This window comes from Streptosporangium sp. NPDC005286, assembly GCF_040607515.1.
Taxonomy (GTDB): domain Bacteria; phylum Actinomycetota; class Actinomycetes; order Streptosporangiales; family Streptosporangiaceae; genus Streptosporangium.
The window spans coordinates 59,808-78,422 of record NZ_JBEXGU010000025.1 but is presented as its reverse complement, the minus strand read 5'-3'; the positions used below and the strand labels follow the sequence as shown (position 1 = coordinate 78,422).

Sequence of the window (18,615 nt, the reverse complement as noted above, 5' to 3'; positions counted from 1 at the left end):
GCCCGCAACCACCACGCCCGAGCAGGCCGGAGGCCGAAATCACCAGACGGCAACCAAGACGGCCGGCCGGAACACCCGCCCACCGCAGCGGGCACAGCGAACAACCCGCGCAGCACACAGCGCAAAACCCGCACCTGGAGAACCCCCAGGCCCTCGCTAGAAAGCTCCAGATCAGTCATTCACCGGGAAACCGGACACCCACCTGCGCGCGGACCTCGTCCAGGATCCCCATCACGTCCAACGTCGCCTGCCACGGCACCAGCGGGCTCTCCAGCAGCCCCTCGCGCAGGCAGCGCATGGCCTCGGCCGCCTCGTGCAGCATGCCGGTCCCCTCGAAGGGAACGTGGAAGGTCTCCGGCTCACCGCCCATGCGGTGCAGGACGAAGGTGTCGGGACGGAAGAACGGATTCGGCAGCTCGATCCGGCCGAGCGGACCGGAGATCGACGCGGTGACCGGGCTGCTCGCGGTGATACCGCAGGAGAGCAGGGCGACGGCTCCGCTGTCGTAACCGAGCAGCACGCCGGTGTTCTCGTCCACGCCCTCGGGGGTCAGCCGCGCCCAGGACCGCACCCCGGCGGGGACACCGAGCACGAGGTGGGCGAAGGAGATCGGGTAGACGCCCAGGTCGAGCAGGGCGCCGCCGCCCAGCTTCGGGTCGCGGAGCCGGTGGTCGGGCTCGACGGAGACGGAGATCGAGAAGTCGGCGTGCACGGAGTCGACCGGGCCGACGGCCCCGCCCTCGACCAGCTCCACGAGCTTGCGGATGCCCGGGACGCAGCGCATCCACATGGCCTCCATCAGGAACAGGCCCCGCTCCCGCGCGAGGTCGACCAGCTTGGCGGCCTCGGCCCGGTTCAGGGTGAACGCCTTCTCGCACAGTACGGCCTTGCCCGCCTCCAGACAGGTCCGTACCGCGGCGTAGTGGGCGTTCTGGGTGTTGGCCACGTAGATGATGTCCACGTCCGGGTCGGCGGCCAGCTCGGCCCAGCTGCCATGGGCCCGGGGGATGCCGTACCGGTCGGCGAAGGCCCGCGCGGACTCCTCCGACCTCGATCCGACCGCGACCACCTCGGCGTCCGGCAAAAGCTTCAGGTCTTCGGTGAAGGTGGCGGCAATGCCACCGGTCGCCAGGATTCCCCATTTAGTCGCACTCATGGCGACAAATTTCACCACAAATGGCAGGTAAACCAACCGGGTACGGCCGGTCAAAAGGCCGTACCCGAGCCGGTCAGCCGCGAGTGTCCGCGAGCAGGGCGTTCAGCACCAGGTCAGGGTGGTCGCGCATGACGCCGCGCATCCGCCACTCGTCGGTGAACAGCGCCAGCAGGACCCCGTCCAGCGAGCGGGTGAAGACCTCCACCCCGCGCTGGCGGGCCAGGATCGGCGCCGACTCGGCGTCGGTGAGCCTGGCGATGCCGAAGTCGAGCCGGTCCATCAGGATCTCGGTGTTGAACTCGGTGGCCATCCGGTGCTTGACCACGTCGAACTGCATCGGACCCACCGCGGCGAGCACCGGCGACTGGTCGCCTCTGACGTCGGAGCGGAGCACCTGGACCACGCCCTCGGCGTCGAGCTGCTCGATGCCCTTGCGGAACTGCTTGGAACGGCTGGAGTCGCGGACCCTTGCCGTGGAGAAGTGCTCGGGGGCGAAGCTCGGAATTCGGGGGAACTCGACGGGCGAGCCGTCGTACAGCGTGTCGCCCGGACGCAGGGCGCTGGCGTTCACCAGTCCGACCACGTCGCCGGGGTACGCCTCGTCGATCGTGGCGCGTTCCTGCCCGAAGACCGACTGGGCGTACTTGGTGGCGAACGGGCGGGCGGTGGCCGCGTGGACGAGCACCATGCCGCGCTCGAACCTGCCCGAGCAGACCCGGACGAAGGCGATCCGGTCGCGGTGCGAGGGGTCCATGTTGGCCTGCACCTTGAAGACCAGGCCGGAGAACGGCTCCTCCAGCGGGCGCGGGTCGTCGTCGACGTCCGGCCGGGGCGCGGGAGCGGGAGCGATGTCGACCATGGCGTCCAGCAGGCGGCCGACGCCGAAGTTGGACAGCGCGGCCCCGAACAGCACCGGGGTGGACTCGTGCGCCTCGAAGGTCTTCTGGTCGTGGTCGGCGCCGATCGCGGAGAGCAGGTCGATCTCGTCCTTGGCCCGCTCCCAGTCGCCGGCCAGCTCGATCAGGGCCTGCTCGGCGCTCAGGTCGGTCTCGATGGCCTTGGTGGCACCGCCGGGGGTGCGGGTGTAGCGGACGATCCGGTCGGCGGTGCGGTCGGCCACCCCGTGGAAGAAGCCGCCGGTGCCGATCGGCCAGGTGATCGGCGTGGGCTTCAGACCGGTCTTCTCCTCGATCTCGTCCAGCAGTTCCAGGGCCTCGCGGCCCGGCCGGTCCCACTTGTTGACGAACGTGATGACGGGGATGCGGCGGTGCCGGCACACCTCGAACAGCTTCAGCGTCTGCGGCTCCATGCCCTTGGCCGCGTCGAGCAGCATGACCGCGCAGTCGACGGCGGCCAGCACCCGGTAGGTGTCCTCGGAGAAGTCCGCGTGGCCGGGAGTGTCGACCAGGTTGAACATGTGGCCGCGGTATTCGAACCTGAGCGCGGCGGAGGTGATGGAGATGCCTCGGGCCTTCTCCATCTCCATCCAGTCGGAGGTCACCCCGCGCCGTCCGGACTTGCCGTGCACCGCGCCCGCCTGGCTGATCGCGGAGGCGTGCAGCGCCAGTGCCTCGGTCATGGTCGACTTGCCCGCGTCGGGGTGGCTGATCACCGCGAACGTGCGGCGACGTGCCGCCTCCTGCATGATCGCGGTCATTCCTGATCTCCTAGCGGTGCGTAAAGTGGGGAACTCCGGGCACAGTGCGGGGGGCACTGAGGAGGCACTGAGCGGCCACTGAAACAGCTTACGCGCCACCACCGGTGTCAACAGATGTGGCAACACTTCCCCAGGCCGCTTGCGCCACCATGGTGTTAAGTGGATCGTGGAACATCTCGGTTCGCCATAGGCCCATCCCAACTGTCCGAAAGCGGCTCAGCTCGTGCAACTCGACGATCTAGTGATGTGCAGATGATCACGCTGCGCTATACGGCAGGGTCCGACGTCGGCCGGATCCGGCAAGGCAACGAGGACGCCGCCTACGCGGGTGCGCGGCTCCTGGCCGTCGCCGACGGAATGGGCGGTCACGTGGGTGGTGAGGTCGCCAGCTCGGCGGCCATCGCCACCGTGGCGTCCCTGGACCAGGAGTGCCCGGGCGACCTCGCCGCCGCCGCCGAGGCCGGGGTCCGCAAGGCCAACCAGCGCCTGCGCGAGCTGGTCGCCGAAGACCCGTCACTCACCGGCATGGGGACCACTCTGACCCTGATGCTCTGGAACGGCTCGCGCGTCGCCCTGGCCCACATCGGCGACTCCCGCGCCTACCTGCTCCGCAACGGCGATCTCTATCAGATCACCTACGACCACACCCTGGTCCAGACGCTGATGGACGACGGCCGGATCACCGCGGAGGAGGCCGCCCGCCACCCGCACCGGTCGATCCTGCTGCAGGTCCTCGACGGCAACGAGAACCTCGAACTCGACCTCTCCCTGCGGGACGCCGAGGTCGGTGACCGCTACCTGCTCTGTTCCGACGGGCTGTCAGGGGTGGTCGAGGCCGAGCGGCTTCGCCAGGTGCTCGCCGAGGTCGACGACCTTCAGGAGGTCACCCGGCAGCTGATCGCGCTCGCCTGCGAGGCGGGAGGACCCGACAACATCACCTGCGTGGTCGCCGACGTGGTCGAGGGGGAGATCACCGACAATCCCGTGGTGGTCGGTTCGGCCGTCCCCTCATAAGCGCTCACAGAGGCTTACAGAGGCTCGCGGAAGCCGCCCGCTCGTGGCCGGCCACCGCTCATGCGGACAGGTCACGGCACGCCGGGATGCCCCGGCCGCTGCCCGCTGCCCGGTGAGCCCTGGTCACAGCCGGGGGACAGCGGTTATCGTCGGAAACCCACGTTCCTCGCCGACCCACCTTTCGGAGGGATGTCCCCCGTGTACAAGGAATTCGCCATCGAGGCCGTCGTGTGGCTCATCCCCGTCGTGATTCTCGTCGGTCTCGCCTACATGATCACCCGGCCCGCCTGATCTCTCGGGATCACGCCGAGGACGCGAGGCCACGCCTGCGCTCCTCGGTTTCCTCATGCCCTCGGACGACCCCGCGCCGCCGCGCGCACAGCCCCCGGGAACCCGCAGGTGGAGCAGTTAATACGGATATTTTTCCAATTTGGGAACTATTCCCTTTAACCAATCTTTACCTGTATATAGTCACCAACACGCGCTCGGGGGAGCGCGGTCCGGTACGCCAGCAGGGGGACCTCACACACCAATGGGCCAGTTCGTCGATGCCACGCTGTCTTTTCCGACCGTCCTGTTCACGTTCCTGCTCCTGGTGATCATCGCGTACTGGGTGCTCGTCGTGTTCGGCGTGTTCGGGTTCGACGGTGACGGCGACGGCGACGGCTCCGAAGCCTCGGGGGCCACCGGCTTCCTGAGCGGTCTGGGACTCGGCGGGGTCCCGGCTGCACTGGTCATCTCACTGCTGGTCGTCGTCGCCTGGTTCGCGAGCCTCGTGGGCGGCACACTGTTCACCGGCACCCCCGCCCTGGTGGCGGTACTGGTCGCGGCGCTGGTCTGCGCCTGGGCGTGCACGCGTCTCATCGTGCTGCCGCTGCGACGTCTCATCCCGAAGGAGCGCGTCCCCTCCCGCGCCGACTTCGTGGGCCGTGCGTGCGTCATCCGCACAAGCCGGGTCGGCAGTGACTTCGGCCAGGCCGAGGTCACCGCTCCGGACGGCTCCTCCGCTCTCGTTCAAGTGCGTCAGACCGGCGACGACGTCTTCGCCGCCGGAAGCACCGCCCTGATATTCGCCTATGACTCCCCCGGCGAGTTCTTCTGGGTGATGCCGTACGCCGCGGAACTCGACCCTGATCGTCCTATTTAACCGAGGGACCATTTTGGACGTCATCTCCACTGGACTCGGCATCCTCCTCGCCGTCGTCCTCCTCGCCGTCGTCGGCCTGCTCATCATGATCAGCCGCCTGTTCAACAAGGTCGAGCAGGGTAAGGCCCTGATCATCTCGAAGATCAACAAGGTGGACGTCACCTTCACCGGGGCCATCGTGCTGCCCATCTTCCACAAGTCGGAGCTGATGGACATCTCGGTGAAGACCATCGAGATCGCCCGGACCGGCCGTGAGGGCCTGATCTGCCGCGACAACATCCGGGCCGACATCCGCATCACCTTCTTCGTCCGGGTCAACAAGACCGTCGAGGACGTGGTGAAGGTCGCCCAGGCCATCGGCACCGCCCGCGCGAGCGACCAGGAAACGCTGCAGGAGCTGTTCAACGCCAAGTTCTCCGAGGCGCTCAAGACGGTCGGCAAGCAGCTCGACTTCGTGGACCTCTACACCCAGCGTGACCGGTTCCGCGACCAGATCATCCAGGTCATCGGCACCGACCTCAACGGCTACAGCCTTGAGGACGCGGCCATCGACTACCTCGAGCAGACCTCGCTGATGTCCCTCGACCGGAACAACATCCTCGACGCGCAGGGCATCAGGAAGATCACCGAGCTGACCGCCATCGAGCACGTACGGACCAACGAGTTCCAGCGTCGCGAGGAGAAGGAGATCACCCGCCAGAACGTGGACGCGCGGGAGGCCATCCTGGAACTTGAGCGCCGCCAGGCCGACGCGGAGATCAAGCAGAAGCGCGAGGTCGAGACCATGCGTGCCCGCGAGGAGGCGGAGACCGCCAAGGTCCAGGCCGAGGAGCGGCTCAAGGCGCACGCCGCGAATCTCCGTACCGACGAGCAGCTCGGCATCCAGCAGGAGAACCAGGCCCGCGAGATCGCGGTGGCGGCGAAGAACCGTGAGCGGGTCCTCGCCATCGAGACCGAGCGGATCGAGAAGGACCGTCTGCTGGAGGTCATCGCCCGCGAGCGCGAGACCGAGCTGTCGCGCATCTCCAAGGACAAGGAGCTGGAGGGCGAGAAGCGCTCCATCGCCGAGGTGATCCGCGAGCGGATCGTGGTGGAGAAGACCGTCGCCGAGCAGGAGGAGAGCATCAAGCGCCTGCGGGTGGTCGAGGAGGCCGAGCGGACCCGCCAGGCCGTGATCATCCAGGCCGAGGCCGAGGCGCAGGAGAGCCTGGTCAAGGACATCAAGGCGGCCGAGGCCTCCGAGGCGGCGTCCAAGCACCGGGCCCGCGAGGCGCTGGTGCTGGCCGAGTCCCGGCAGCAGGCCGCCGAGCTCGACGCCCGCGCCAAGATCCGTCTGGCCGAGGGCATCCAGGCCGAGACCGCCGCTCCCGGCCTGGCCGAGGTGCAGGTGCGCGAGCGGGACGCCGCGGCGATCGAGAAGGTCGGCCGCGCCGAGGCCTCCGTCGAGCGGGAGAAGGCACTGGCCGTCGCCGAGGGCGAGCAGGCCAAGGCGCACGCCGTGGCCACCGCGGTGCGCGAGAAGCTGAAGGCGGAGGCCGAGGGCGAGCAGGCCATGGCACTGGCCGCCGCCGCGACGGTCGGCGAGAAGCTCAAGGCCGAGGCCGAGGGTCTCACCGAGAAGGCCGCGGCGATGGCCGCGCTCACCGACGCGACCCGCGCCCACGAGGAGTACCGCCTGCGGCTGGAGGCCGAGAAGGAGATCCGCCTCGCCGGGGTGAACGTGCAGCTCAAGATCGCCGAGGCACAGGCCTCCGTGGTCTCCGCCGGCCTGTCCAAGGCCAACATCGACATCGTCGGCGGCGACAGCGTGTTCTTCGACAAGCTGATGAGCTCGATCACCATGGGCAAGGCGGTGGACGGCTTCATGGAGCACTCCGACGTCGCCCGCACGCTGGCCGAGCCCTACCTGAACGGCTCGGCGAGCCTCCCCGCCGACCTGAGCAGGGTCCTCGGCTCGATCGACACCGCCGACGTGCGGAACCTCTCGCTGTCCGCGCTGCTGGTGAAACTGATCAAGGACGGCGGCCCCGACGCCGACCGGCTCCGCGGCCTGCTGAGCGAGGCCCAGGCCGCGGCCACCACCACCGAGGTCCCGGTCGCCGCGCTCAACTCCGCCGGCAAGTGACGTCCTCCACGGCGGAGGCCGTCACCGACGCCCCCGGCGCGGAGGGGGCCGGGCTGGACGCGGGCACCTACGAGGTGCTCCGCGCCCGGCTGGCCGAACAGGCCGCCGAGCTGGCCAGGCGGTCCGACGCGCTCAACGCCGAACGCCTGGCGGTGTTCGGCGGAGCCGAGCTGCGCCTGATCGGCACCGAGCGGATACGCACCGAGAACAACTGCGTGCCGCGCGACATCGTCTCGGTCGGCGGGCTCATGCTCTTCGGCTACAACGTGTTCATCGGGCTGAAGCCGGAGACGGCCGTCGCGGACGTCTTCTCCATGCACACGTTCGTACGGGACACGGCGGACGCGTTCCGGTTCGACCCGGCGCCGATGTTCCGTGACCCGCGCTTCGAGCGGGACTTCGCCGAGCTCTACCGGTACTACCGGGAGACCCGGCTGCTCCAGCTCCGCCGGGTCGAGGGCAAGCTGCTGGCCGTCTTCCAGACCGGCCCGCAGGACACCCGGGTGCTGCGCTGGCAGGTCGGGGTGGACGGCACGCTCACCTACATCGACGACCGGGGGGAGCGCGACCACACGTTCCCGCCCTCACACGACTTCGAGTGGACCCCCGCCACCCGCGACGACCACGTGCTCGGCCGCCACCCGCACATCTCGATCCAGGGCGAGGTGTTCGTCGAGACCGTCGGCGGCGACCTCACCATCAAGATCGAGAACAACACCGAGTCCGGTGAGGGCATCTACCGCGAGCCCGTCACCGAGCCGCTGCAGAGCCTCGCCGACGCGGAGGTCCAGCACGCCAGGATCGGCCCGCTGATCCTGCTCCGGATCCGGCCGTACAAGGAGCCCGAGTGGCGGTACCTGGTCTTCAACACCCGGACCAAGGGCGTGGTCCGCCTCGACGGCATCGGGCAGGCCTGCCAGCGCCTGCCCGAGGACCAGGGGATCATCTTCCCCGGCGGCTACTACCTGTCCACCGGGGTCAGCAAGACCTTCGACACCGACGTGTCCGAGCTGGAGTTCGAGCGGGTCATCCGCTCCCCCAACGGCGAGGACGTGCTGTACGTCTTCCACGCCCGCGCCGAGGGGCGCTCGCTGCTGCTGCCGTACAACGTGATCCGCAAGCAGGTGGCGAATCCGCTCTCCTGCCACGGCTACTCGCTGTTCGACGACGGCACGCTGGTCGTCTTCAGGGCCACCTCCGAAGAGCCCACCCGCGTCCACCCGATGCAGGTCTGGCAGACCGCGTACCAGTCGGACCTCTACGCCGCCGGCCGTCCGGTCGGCACCGGCCCGCTGGAGCGGATCGGCAACGCGGAGCTGGTCCGGGGCATCTCCGACTGCCTCTCGGTGGCCGGGATGGTCGACGAGATGGCGCCGTCGATCCCGGTCTTCGAGGCGCTGATCGCCTCCTGCGCCCGGGTCTTCGACCACTACCACTGGCTGGGCGAGCACGGGTTGCGCGGCCCGCTCGCCGACGTGCGGGCCACCGCCGAGCAGGTGCTGGACGAGTTCGAGAACGTCCAGTCGCTCACCCGGCAGGCCGCCGAGGCGCTGGAGGCCACCGCCGCCGACATCACCGCGCTGGTACGGCACGCGCGGAGCGAGGCGCCCAGGTCCGCCCAGGGCTGGGTGGACCGGCTCTCGCAGCTGCGCCAGTCGCAGGGGCACCTGGTGACCCTGCGCGAGCTGCGCCACGTCGACGTCGCCAGGATCGACGCGCTCGACGCGGAGCTGGCGGCCGAGCTGGACAGCACCGCGCAGCGCGCCGCGGGCTTCCTGCGCGGCGACGACGCCTTCGCCGGCTACCACGCGGAGGTCGAGTCGCTGGTCTCCGAGGCGGGCGCCATCGCGACCGTGGCCGAGGCCGGGCCGATCGGCGAACGGCTGGAGCGGCAGGCGCGGGGCCTGGAGATCGTGGTCGAGGTGGTCGGCACGCTCGACATCGCCGACGCCACCGTGCGGACCGCCATCCTGGAACGGGTCGGCGAGGTGCTCGGCGGCGTCAACCGCGCCCGCGCCACGCTGGACGCCCGGCGCGGGGAGCTGCTGGCCGGTGAGGGCAGGGCCGCCTTCGCCGCCGAGTACGCCCTGCTGGGGCAGGCGATCACCGGTGCGCTGGCGATGTCCGACACCCCCGAGCGCTGCGACGAGCAGCTGGGCCGGCTGATGCTCCAGCTGGAGAACCTGGAGTCGCGCTTCGCCGAGTTCGACGACTTCCTGGGGCAGCTGTCCTCGAAGCGGGAGGACGTCTATGAGGCGTTCTCCTCGCGCCGCCAGGCGCTGCTCGACGAACGGGCCCGCCGCGCCGACCGGCTGGCCGACTCCGCGACCCGGATCCTGTCGAGCGTACGACGCCGCCTGGCCGGGCTGAAGTCGCTGGACGAGGTCAACACCTACTTCGGGTCCGACCCGATGGTGCTCAAGCTCAAGAGCGTGGCCGGGGAGCTGCGCGCGCTGGGCGACCAGGTCCGCGCCGAGGAGCTCGAAGGCCGGGTCAAGTCCGCCCGCCAGGAGGCGGGCCGCGCCCTGCGCGACCGGCTCGACCTCTACACCGACGGCGGCGAGACCATCCGGCTCGGCCGCCACCTGTTCGCGGTCAACACCCAGCCGGCCGACCTGACCCTGGTCCCGCACGAAGGCCGGATGGCGTTCGCCGTCACCGGGACCGACTACCGTTCCCCGGTGCTTGACGCGGCCTTCGAGGAGACCCGGCCGTTCTGGAACCAGCTGACGGTCTCGGAGTCGCCGGAGGTCTACCGGGGCGAGCACCTGGCCGCCGCCATCCTGGCCGCCGCCGAGTCCGGCACCCTGACCCTGGGCGAGCGGCAGGTCTCCCTGGACGCGCTGCACGAGGCGGCGGTGGCCGACGGGGAGCTGTTGGAGATCGTCCGCCGGGTGGCGGAGACCCGCTACGACGAGGGCTACGAGCGGGGCGTCCACGACCACGACGCCACCGCGATCCTGCAGGCGGCGCTCCGCCTGCACGCGGGCGCGGGCCTGCTCCGCTACCCGCCGGCGGCGCGGGCCGCCGCCCAGCTCTTCTGGACCTACGGCACCGACGAGGCCGCCCGCGCGACCTGGACCACCCGGGCGACGTCGCTGGCCCGGGCCCGGACCCTGTTCGGCCAGGTGGAGGCGGTGCGGGAGACCCGTGCCGCCCTCGGCTCCGCGATCGCGTCCTTCAGCCGGGGTCTCCACGGCCGGCCGGAGAGCCCGGCGGGCGCGCTCGCCGTGGCCGCCGCGAGCACGTCCGGGGCGCCCCGGGCGACCGGGACCCGCGCACAGGGAGACGAGGGCGTCTTCGAACTGGCCGGGGAGTATCTCTTCGAGGAACTGGCGGGCAAGCCGTTCGGGTTCGTGACGAGCGCGGGGGCACTGTCGCTGCTCGACCGGTTCGACCGGGCGCTCGGCCCCGCGCGCCAGGAGTTCGAGGACGACCTGCGAGCGCTCGGCGACGACCTCTCCGGGCGTCACCGCCTGGCTGAGGCATGGCTGTCCGCCTTTGACGTCTCGACGCCGGGCTCCGGGCTGGGCTCGGCATCGGCCTCCGGATCGGCGGAGCTGGTGGAGGCGGTTGCCGTACTGCTCTGCGAGGTGGCGCGGCACGACTCGTCCGCGGCGCTGACCGCCACGGTCGAGGGGCTGCTCGGTGCGCACCCCCGGATCTCCGGGCGCGCGATCCAGCTGCGGCTGGACGAGTTCCTGGCCAGGACCCGGCACTTCCGCGACCACCGCGTCCCCGCGTACCGCGCCTACCAGAAGCGGCGCAACGAGTTGGTCGCGGCCGAGCGTGAGCGGCTGCGCCTTGAGGAGTTCCAGCCGAAGGTGATGACCGCCTTCGTCCGCAACCAGCTGCTCGACGAGGTCTACCTGCCGCTGATCGGCGACAACCTGGCCAAGCAGCTCGGCGCGGCCGGGGATGCCAAGCGGACCGACCAGATGGGCATGCTGCTGCTCATCTCCCCGCCCGGCTACGGCAAGACCACCCTGATGGAGTACGTGGCCAACCGGCTGGGGCTGATCTTCGTCAAGGTCAACGGCCCTGCCCTGGGCCACCTGGTGACCTCGGTGGACCCGGCGCAGGCGCCCGACGCGACGGCACGGCAGGAGATCGAGAAGATCTCCTTCGCGCTGGAGATGGGCAACAACGTGCTGCTCTACCTGGACGACATCCAGCACACCTCCCCGGAGCTGCTGCAGAAGTTCATCTCGCTCTGCGACGGCCAGCGCCGGATGGAGGGTGTCTGGGAGGGCAGGACCCGCACCTACGACCTGCGCGGCAAGCGCTTCGCGGTCTGCATGGCGGGCAACCCGTACACCGAGTCCGGCAAGCGCTTCCGCATCCCCGACATGCTCGCCAACCGCGCCGACGTGTGGAACCTCGGTGACGTGCTGTCCGGCCGGGACGAGCTGTTCGCGCTGAGCTACATCGACAACGCGCTGACCTCCAACCCGGTCCTGTCCCCGCTCTCCACCCGCGACCGCGACGACATCCGCCTGCTGGTACGGCTGGCGCGAGGCGACTCGGGGGTCCGAGCCGACCAGCTCTCCCACCCGTACTCCTCGGTGGAGCTGGAACAGGTCCTCGCGGTGCTCCGCAAGCTGCTCCGGATCCAGAAGGTGGTGCTGGCCAACAACCAGGCGTACATCGCCTCGGCCGCCCAGTCGGACGCCTCGCGGACCGAGCCGCCCTACCAGCTCCAGGGCTCGTACCGGAACATGAACAAGCTCGCGGCCCGGGTCGTCCCGGTGATGAACGACGCCGAACTGGAGGCGGTGATCGACGATCACTACCTCGGCGAGGCCCAGACCCTCACCTCAGGGGCCGAGGCCAACCTGCTCAAACTCGCCGAACTACGCGGCACCCTGACCGCCGAGCAGGCCGCCCGATGGACCGAGGTGAAGACCGCCTACCTCCGCTCCCAGGCCCTCGGCGGCGCCGAGGACGACCCGATGACCCGCGCGGTCGGCGCAGTCGGCCTCCTCGCCGACCGAGTGAGCACCGCCATCGAACACGCCGCCGACCGGCTCTCCCCCGAACCGTGAAACCCGCTCACGGGGGCAGGGCGGGAAGGGCCGCAAAAGTGTCCCTTCCCGCCCTGCCCCGTGGCCGGTCCTCCGCTCGACCCGCCCGGGGCACCGGCGCCGGGCGACAACCGCTACGGCAGCGCCGTGTCCTCCGACTTTGATGGCGACGTGTCGCCGCCCATCTACTCCAGCGCCACACAGCTGTGGTCCGGATCCATAGCCGGTTAGCCGATTCGGCCGGCGACTCGGCCCCGGACATCGGTCCGGGGCCGAGTGGCGTACGAGGTCAGCCGTTGGTGTTCCCGAGCGCGGCCCGTAGGCCGCCAGGACAGCGGTTGCAGCCGACTCCAAGTCGCTTCCAGGCCGGTTGGACGACCGTCGGTCATGGTCGCAATGATAAGGAGACCCCCAATGGACAGGAAACGTCCGGCCATCGCGCTCATGGCCATGCTCATCGTGCTCAGCGGCACACAAACGCTCACCACCGGTACCGCTTTCGCCAGGCCCCCCGTGGAACCGCCATGCGGCGACTGTAGTGAGAACCCCGGAGGCGGAGGCGGAGGCGGGAGCACGACGCCCCCCGCGGGGAGCCCGATGGTACGGGTCGCTCTGGACACGATCACCTCGTGGCGGACGCAGGAAGGCGGTGACGGTGACGAGATCTTCATTAAGATCATCGGACCTTGGCCAACGGCGTCCTCCAGCCAGACCGTGCGTGCCTGGCCGAGCGGCGGGTCGGTCATGCCGGTCCGGGCGAACTCCTGCTACAGCCCCAACCAGATTCCATGCCCGCCGGGTAGCAACAGCTACCCGGCCTGGGCGACTCCCTCCTCGATCAAGCCCTCGTTCGTCGCCCAGGGGGGCCAGGCCACCATCGAGATCTGGGAGGTGGACTCCCTGGCACCGGATGACCTCATCGCCCGCCACCACATCAGGCTCGACCCGCTGACCACCAGCGTCCGCCACCACCTGCGGCAGATCTCCGGCAACGGCGGTCCCGACTACGAGGTCAACGTCACGCTGTCGCCCAGCTGATCGACGGACCGACTCCACCCGGTAGCCGGACCTGTGGCTACTCATTACCGCGATCCGGGAACGACCCCGGCATGGCTAACGAACCAAAAGTACGGGTGCGCCGGGTCTACGAGGAACCGGAGGCGCAGGACGGTGCCCGGGTGCTGGTCGATCGGGTCTGGCCGCGTGGGCTGTCCAAGGAAAAGGCGCACCTGCAGGAGTGGTGCAAGGCGGTGGCGCCCTCGACCGAGTTGCGCAAGTGGTACGGCCACGATCCGGCTCGGTTCGAGGAGTTCGGCCGCCGCTACCGGGCCGAGCTGAAGGACCCCGAGCGGGCCACCGCGCTGGAGCACCTGCGAGAGCTGGCGAAGCAGCGAACGCTGACGCTCCTGACCGCGACCAGGCAGGCCGACATCAGCGAGGCCGTGGTCCTCGCCGACCTGCTGCGGAGCTGAGTGCGGCGCTCCAAGTGATCATCTGCTGGAGGGACGGGCGCGGACGTGCAGGCGTTCGCCCTGGGGGCCGAACAGGCTGAGTGCCTCGGCGGGTTCCGGGCCGGGATTGCTGAAGGCGTGCGGGATGTGGGTGTCGAACTCCGCCACCTCTCCGGGCATCAGGACGATCTCCTTCTCGCCGAGCGACAGGCGCAGCCGCCCGGACAGCACGTAGAGCCACTCGTAGCCCTCGTGGACCCGCTGTTCCGGCCCGCAGGCGGGCCGGCTCGCCGGAATGATCATTTTATACGCCTGGAGCCCGCCGGGCCGGCGGGTCAGCGGGACGAACGTCATGCCGTTGTGGGTGATCGGGCGCTGGTGGACGCGTGGGTCGCCGGTCTCCGGCGCGCCGACGAGCTCGTCCAGGGGGAGCTGGTGGGCTCGGGCCAGCAGGAGCATGAGTTCCAGAGTGGGACGGCGCTGACCGGACTCCAGGCGGGACAGGGTGCTGACCGAGATCCCGGTGGCCTCGGAGAGCTGCGCCAGGGTCGCGCCGCGCTGCTGGCGCAGTGCCCGCAGGCGCGGGCCTACCGCGTCAATGACCCTGTCGAGGGCTTCGTCTGGGGTGAGAGCGTCGTCGTTCATGCCACCTATTTGCCATCCCGGCAAAGGCATTTGTCAAATCTGCCGCCGTGCGCGGATAGTTCAGCGACGAGACGGCCGCCGTGATCCCACTCCGGCCGTACGACGAGCAGAGGAGAGCACGCGGTGGAGGAGAAGTACGACGTGGTGGTCGTCGGTGGCGGCGCGGCCGGGCTCAGCGGGGCCCTGACCCTGAGCCGGGCACGCCGCTCGGTGCTGGTGGTCGACGCCGGTGCCCCGCGCAACACCCCGGCCGGGCATGTGCACAACTACCTGGGCCGCGAGGGCACACCTCCCGGCGAGCTGCTGGCCGTCGGCCGCGCCGAGGTGACCGGTTACGGCGGTGAGATCGTGACCGGCACCGCCACCTCGGCCCATCGGCTGGAGGGCAGCGAGGGCTTTCGCGTACTGCTCGCCGACGGCCGGGAGGTTCGGGCCCGGCGGCTGCTGGTGACCACCGGCCTGGTGGACGAACTGCCCGACGTTCCAGGACTGGCCGAGCGGTGGGGGCGCGACGTCCTGCACTGCCCGTACTGTCACGGCTGGGAGGTCCGCGACCAGGCGATCGGCGTCCTGGCCGACAGCCCGATGGCCGCGCACCAGGCCCTGCTGTTCCGGCAGTGGAGCCCGCGGGTGACCCTGTTCCTGCACACCGCCCCCAAACCCACCGATGAGGAGTACGAGCAGCTGGCCGCCCGGGGCGTCACGCTCGTGGAGGGCGAGGTCGCCGCCCTGGAGACGACCGGCGACCGGCTCGGTGGCGTCCGGATGCGCTCGGGAGAGCTCGTCCCCTGCCAGGCCGTGGTGGTCGCGCCGCGCTTCACCGCCCGAGCCGGCGTGCTCGCCTCCCTCGGGCTGGAGCCGGTCGAACAACTGGCCGGCGGCCACGTCATCGGCAGCTACGTGCCCGCCGACCCCACCGGGGCCACCTCGGTGCCCGGGGTGTGGGTGGCCGGCAACGTCGCGGACCTGCGCGCCCAGGTGATCGTCTCCGCCGCCTCGGCGCTGAACACCGCCGCGGCCATCAACGCCGACCTCATCGCCGAGGACACCCGCCACGCCGTCGCCGCTCACCGCGGCGGGCCCGAACCCCGCTCCGACCACGCCGAGCGGGCGCCCGGCGACCACCACCACACCCCGGCCGAGAGCACCGCGAGCATGTTCGACGAGCAGGCGTGGGAGGAGCGCTACCTTTCCCGTGCCGCGGTCTGGAGCGGTCGCCCCAATCCCCAGCTCGTGGCCGAGACCACCGACCTGCCCTCCGGCACGGCGCTCGACGTCGGTTGCGGCGAGGGGGCCGACGCCCTCTGGCTGGCCGAACGCGGCTGGCGGGTCACGGCGGTGGACTTCGCCACCACCGCCCTGCGGCGTGGCGCCGAACAGGCCGGCGCCCTCGGCGCGGAGGTGGCCGGGCGGATCGACTGGGTGCACGCCGACTTGACCGTCTGGACACCTACCTCGGGGCACTTCGACCTGGTCTCCGCCCATTTCATGCACCTGCCGGGGGTCCAGCGTGAGGCGCTGTTCGCCCGGCTGGCCGCCTCGGTGGCCCCCGGCGGGACTTTGCTCATCGTCGGCCACCACTTCTCGGACCTGGAGACCACGATGCCCCGGCTCAATGTGCCCGACATGTTCTTCACCGCCGAGGAGATCGCGCACTCCCTTGACCCCGACCGGTGGGACATCCTCGTCACCGACGCCAGACCGCGCCCCGCAGCCGACCCCGAAGGCAACGAGGTCATCATCCACGACGCCATCCTGCGAGCCCGCAGGCGCCCGTGACCTGCCGCCCCCGGCCACATCCCTCCCAGTTTTGACAGTTGTACGTAATTACGTAAAATCAAAGAATGGAACTCGAGGAGCGCGTTGCAGCGCTGGAACGCCGGCTCACGGTGCTTGAGGGGGCGGGCGCCGGCGGGGGCCACGTCCGTCCCCAGGACGCCGACTTCTGGGCGCTGGAGGGGTTGAAGGCGAAACTCGCCGAGAACGAGGTCGTCCATGGCGGCGTGCTGTTCACCGGGATGGTCCGGCTGCCGACGAACGAGCTGTACGAATGGCAGCAGGCCCTGCCCACCGACGCGCTCCTCGACGAGAACTGGTCGGACGCCGCGGAGTCCTTCGCGGCACTGGGGCATTCCGTACGGATGCGCCTGCTCCGCGAGATCCTCGGTGGTCGCCGCACCGTCGCCGAACTGACCGCGCTCGACGGCCTCGGCACCACCGGACAGGTCTACCACCACCTGCGCCAACTGATCTCCGCAGGCTGGCTGCACAGCACCGGCCGGGGCGGCTACGAGGTCCCCCCGGGACGGGTCGTCCCGCTGCTGGTGGTGCTGGCCGCCTCCCGGCCCTGAACCTGTCCTGAGCCGGCCCGACACGCGATCCGGAGGGATCTCCATGCGCAGAACATCCATGACTCTTTCCCGCTGCTGCTGGGTGATCTTCTTCGCGCAACTCGTGGCGGGGTTCTACTTCGACTTCTCCTGGCTGTGGGGCTGGATCCCGCTGGGTCTGGCGATCGTCCTGCAGTTCTTCGCGATGACCCGGCAGCCCCGCTCACCCGGCACCCCACCGGCCGTCGAGGTCGACCCACCGGTCACCGGTCGCTGGTCAGCCCTGAACAGCCCGGCCGACAAGGTCCCCAGCCACGGCACCCACGCCTACGGCCAGGCGTACGCCGTCGACATCGTGGCGGAGCCGGAGGACCGGCCCAGGCCCCGCTTCGGCTGGTGGCCCGTCGTCCGCCGCAACCGCGACTTCCCCGCCTTCGGCGCCCCGCTGCTGGCCGTCGCCGACGCCACCGTGGTACGCGCCGTCGACCACAACCGTGACCACCTCAGCCGCAACTCGTTTCCCGCCCTGCTCTTCCTCGCCTTCGAGGCGATGTTCCGCTCGATGGGCGGCCCGAGCCAGGTCGTCGGCAACCACGTCGTCCTCGACCTCGGCGGTGGCACGTACGCCATGTACGCCCACCTCCGGCGCGGCTCGCTGGCCGTCCGCGAGGGTGACCGGGTCCATACGGGCCAGTTGCTGGGCCACTGCGGAAACTCCGGCAACTCCACCGAACCGCACGTGCACTTCCAGCTGATGGACGGCCCGGACCTGGAGGTGGCCCACGGAGTCCCCTTCTCCTGGCGCGGAGTCGGCGTACCCGGCAACGGCGAGGTCTTCTCCGTCCTCCGGTAGGGGACCTTCTCACCTCCGGCCAGGCCGTCGCGCGAGACGTGGCTCAGACCTGCCACTCATCGCCGCGGAGTGGTTCGACCGTTCCGCCGTTGTGGTGAACGCCGGTGCCTGTGACGTCGGAACCGCCGACCATGAGGTCGATGTGCATCGTGACCACCGGATAAGGGGCGGCTCGGAAGGCTGATCACGAGGCCGTCCCGGGAGGGCGCGGAAGGGGGTGCCCGGTTGCCGGGTCGTCGCCGAACGTCGAATACGGTGAGCAGGTGTCGGTCAGCGACCGGGTCGAGCGAGAGCAAGGAAAGCTGTGAAGCTTCTTCATTCAGGGAAGGTCCGCGACGTCTACGAGGACCGCGGGGACATCATCCTCGTGGCGTCCGACCGGGTGTCGGTGTACGACGTGATCCTGCCCACGCCCATCCCCGACAAGGGGAGGATCCTCACGCAGCTCTCGCTCTGGTGGTTCGAGCAACTCGCCGACATCGTGCCCAACCACGTGATCTCGGCGACCGACGTACCCGCCGAGTTCGCGGGCCGTGCGGTGCGGTGCAGGAAGCTGGAGATGGCGAAGGTCGAGTGCGTCGCGCGCGGCTACCTGACCGGCGGCGGGCTGAAGGAGTACCGGGCGCACGGGTCGGTCTCGGGCGTGCCGCTGCCGCCCGGCCTGCTGGACGGCTCCAAGCTCCCCGAGCCGATCTTCACCCCGTCCACCAAGGCACCGCTCGGGCAGCACGACGAGCCCATCTCCTTCGACGAGGTGGTCGCCCTGGAGGGGACCGAGGTCGCCGAGGAGTTCCGGCGGATCACGCTGGAGATCTACCTGCGAGGCTCCGAACTCGCCGCGGAGCGGGGCGTCATCATCGCCGACACCAAGATCGAGCTGGGCTGGGACTCCGAGGGCACGCTCGTGCTCGGCGACGAGGTGCTGACCTCAGACTCCTCCCGCTTCTGGCCCGCCGACCGGTGGGAGCCCGGCCACGCGCAGTTCTCCTTCGACAAGCAGTACGTGCGTGACTGGGCGACCAGCACGGGCTGGGACAAGAAGGAACCCGCTCCGGAGGTCCCCGCCGAGGTCGTGGAGGTCACCCGGGCGCGCTACATCGAGGCGTACGAACGCATCACCGGCAGGACCTGGTAAGAACCCGACGCCCTGACCTGGAGATCCCCGCCAAGGCCGTGGCGGCCACCCGAGCACGCCGGCGCTTCCCCGACGTTC

General features: G+C 70.1%; 13 protein-coding genes. 10 read left to right on the top strand and 3 right to left on the bottom strand.

Going from position 1 to position 18,615, the window contains the following annotated elements; translation table 11 throughout:
- Positions 1-175: 175 nt before the first annotated feature.
- On the bottom strand, positions 176-1,156 hold the full coding sequence (locus ABZU75_RS12610) for a Gfo/Idh/MocA family oxidoreductase (RefSeq protein WP_355552821.1): 981 nt from the start codon (positions 1,154-1,156) through the stop codon (positions 176-178).
- A 73-nt stretch (positions 1,157-1,229) separates the two neighbouring features.
- On the bottom strand, positions 1,230-2,813 hold the full coding sequence (locus ABZU75_RS12605; RefSeq protein ID WP_355552818.1) for a peptide chain release factor 3: 1,584 nt from the start codon (positions 2,811-2,813) through the stop codon (positions 1,230-1,232).
- Between the two features lie 252 nt (positions 2,814-3,065).
- On the opposite strand from ABZU75_RS12605, the gene ABZU75_RS12600 reads away from it, so the two are divergent.
- The 6 genes from ABZU75_RS12600 (at position 3,066) to ABZU75_RS12575 (ending at position 13,595) form a co-directional block, all read left to right on the top strand.
- Positions 3,066-3,827: a protein phosphatase 2C domain-containing protein gene (locus tag ABZU75_RS12600; RefSeq protein ID WP_355552831.1), complete on the top strand. Its 762-nt coding sequence runs from the start codon at positions 3,066-3,068 to the stop codon at positions 3,825-3,827.
- A gap of 532 nt (positions 3,828-4,359) precedes the next feature.
- Positions 4,360-4,974: a hypothetical protein gene (locus tag ABZU75_RS12595; protein ID WP_355552815.1), complete on the top strand. Its 615-nt coding sequence runs from the start codon at positions 4,360-4,362 to the stop codon at positions 4,972-4,974.
- 13 nt (positions 4,975-4,987) lie between these two features.
- Positions 4,988-7,099 carry a flotillin family protein gene (locus ABZU75_RS12590; protein WP_355552812.1) on the top strand — a complete coding sequence of 704 codons (2,112 nt, stop codon included), beginning with the start codon at positions 4,988-4,990 and terminating at the stop codon, positions 7,097-7,099.
- Positions 7,096-12,144 carry a DNA repair ATPase gene (locus ABZU75_RS12585; RefSeq protein WP_355552809.1) on the top strand — a complete coding sequence of 1,683 codons (5,049 nt, stop codon included), beginning with the start codon at positions 7,096-7,098 and terminating at the stop codon, positions 12,142-12,144. Before ABZU75_RS12590 ends, ABZU75_RS12585 begins: the two co-directional genes overlap by 4 nt.
- A 393-nt stretch (positions 12,145-12,537) precedes the next feature.
- On the top strand, positions 12,538-13,161 hold the full coding sequence (locus ABZU75_RS12580; protein ID WP_355552806.1) for a hypothetical protein: 624 nt from the start codon (positions 12,538-12,540) through the stop codon (positions 13,159-13,161).
- 71 nt (positions 13,162-13,232) lie between these two features.
- Positions 13,233-13,595, top strand: a complete 363-nt coding sequence (locus ABZU75_RS12575; RefSeq protein ID WP_350961485.1) for a DUF488 family protein — start codon at positions 13,233-13,235, stop codon at positions 13,593-13,595.
- Between the two features lie 18 nt (positions 13,596-13,613).
- On the opposite strand, the gene ABZU75_RS12570 is transcribed toward ABZU75_RS12575, so the two are convergent.
- Positions 13,614-14,219 (bottom strand): XRE family transcriptional regulator, encoded by a 606-nt coding sequence (locus tag ABZU75_RS12570; protein WP_355552802.1) that lies wholly within the window; start codon positions 14,217-14,219, stop codon positions 13,614-13,616.
- A 123-nt stretch (positions 14,220-14,342) separates the two neighbouring features.
- Between ABZU75_RS12570 and ABZU75_RS12565 the strand changes: the two genes are divergently transcribed.
- The 4 genes from ABZU75_RS12565 to ABZU75_RS12550 all read left to right on the top strand — a co-directional run bounded on the left by ABZU75_RS12565 (position 14,343) and on the right by ABZU75_RS12550 (position 18,537).
- Complete coding sequence (locus tag ABZU75_RS12565) at positions 14,343-15,998, top strand: FAD-dependent oxidoreductase (RefSeq protein WP_355552799.1); 1,656 nt, start codon at positions 14,343-14,345, stop codon at positions 15,996-15,998.
- Positions 15,999-16,063: 65 nt separating this feature from the next.
- The gene (locus ABZU75_RS12560; protein ID WP_355552796.1) at positions 16,064-16,570 is read left to right on the top strand and encodes a winged helix-turn-helix domain-containing protein; all 507 of its coding nucleotides are present in this window, start codon (positions 16,064-16,066) and stop codon (positions 16,568-16,570) included.
- Between the two features lie 43 nt (positions 16,571-16,613).
- Positions 16,614-17,402 carry a M23 family metallopeptidase gene (locus tag ABZU75_RS12555; protein WP_355552793.1) on the top strand — a complete coding sequence of 263 codons (789 nt, stop codon included), beginning with the start codon at positions 16,614-16,616 and terminating at the stop codon, positions 17,400-17,402.
- Between the two features lie 304 nt (positions 17,403-17,706).
- The gene (locus ABZU75_RS12550; RefSeq protein ID WP_355552790.1) at positions 17,707-18,537 is read left to right on the top strand and encodes a phosphoribosylaminoimidazolesuccinocarboxamide synthase; all 831 of its coding nucleotides are present in this window, start codon (positions 17,707-17,709) and stop codon (positions 18,535-18,537) included.
- The last annotated feature ends 78 nt before the right edge of the window (positions 18,538-18,615 follow it).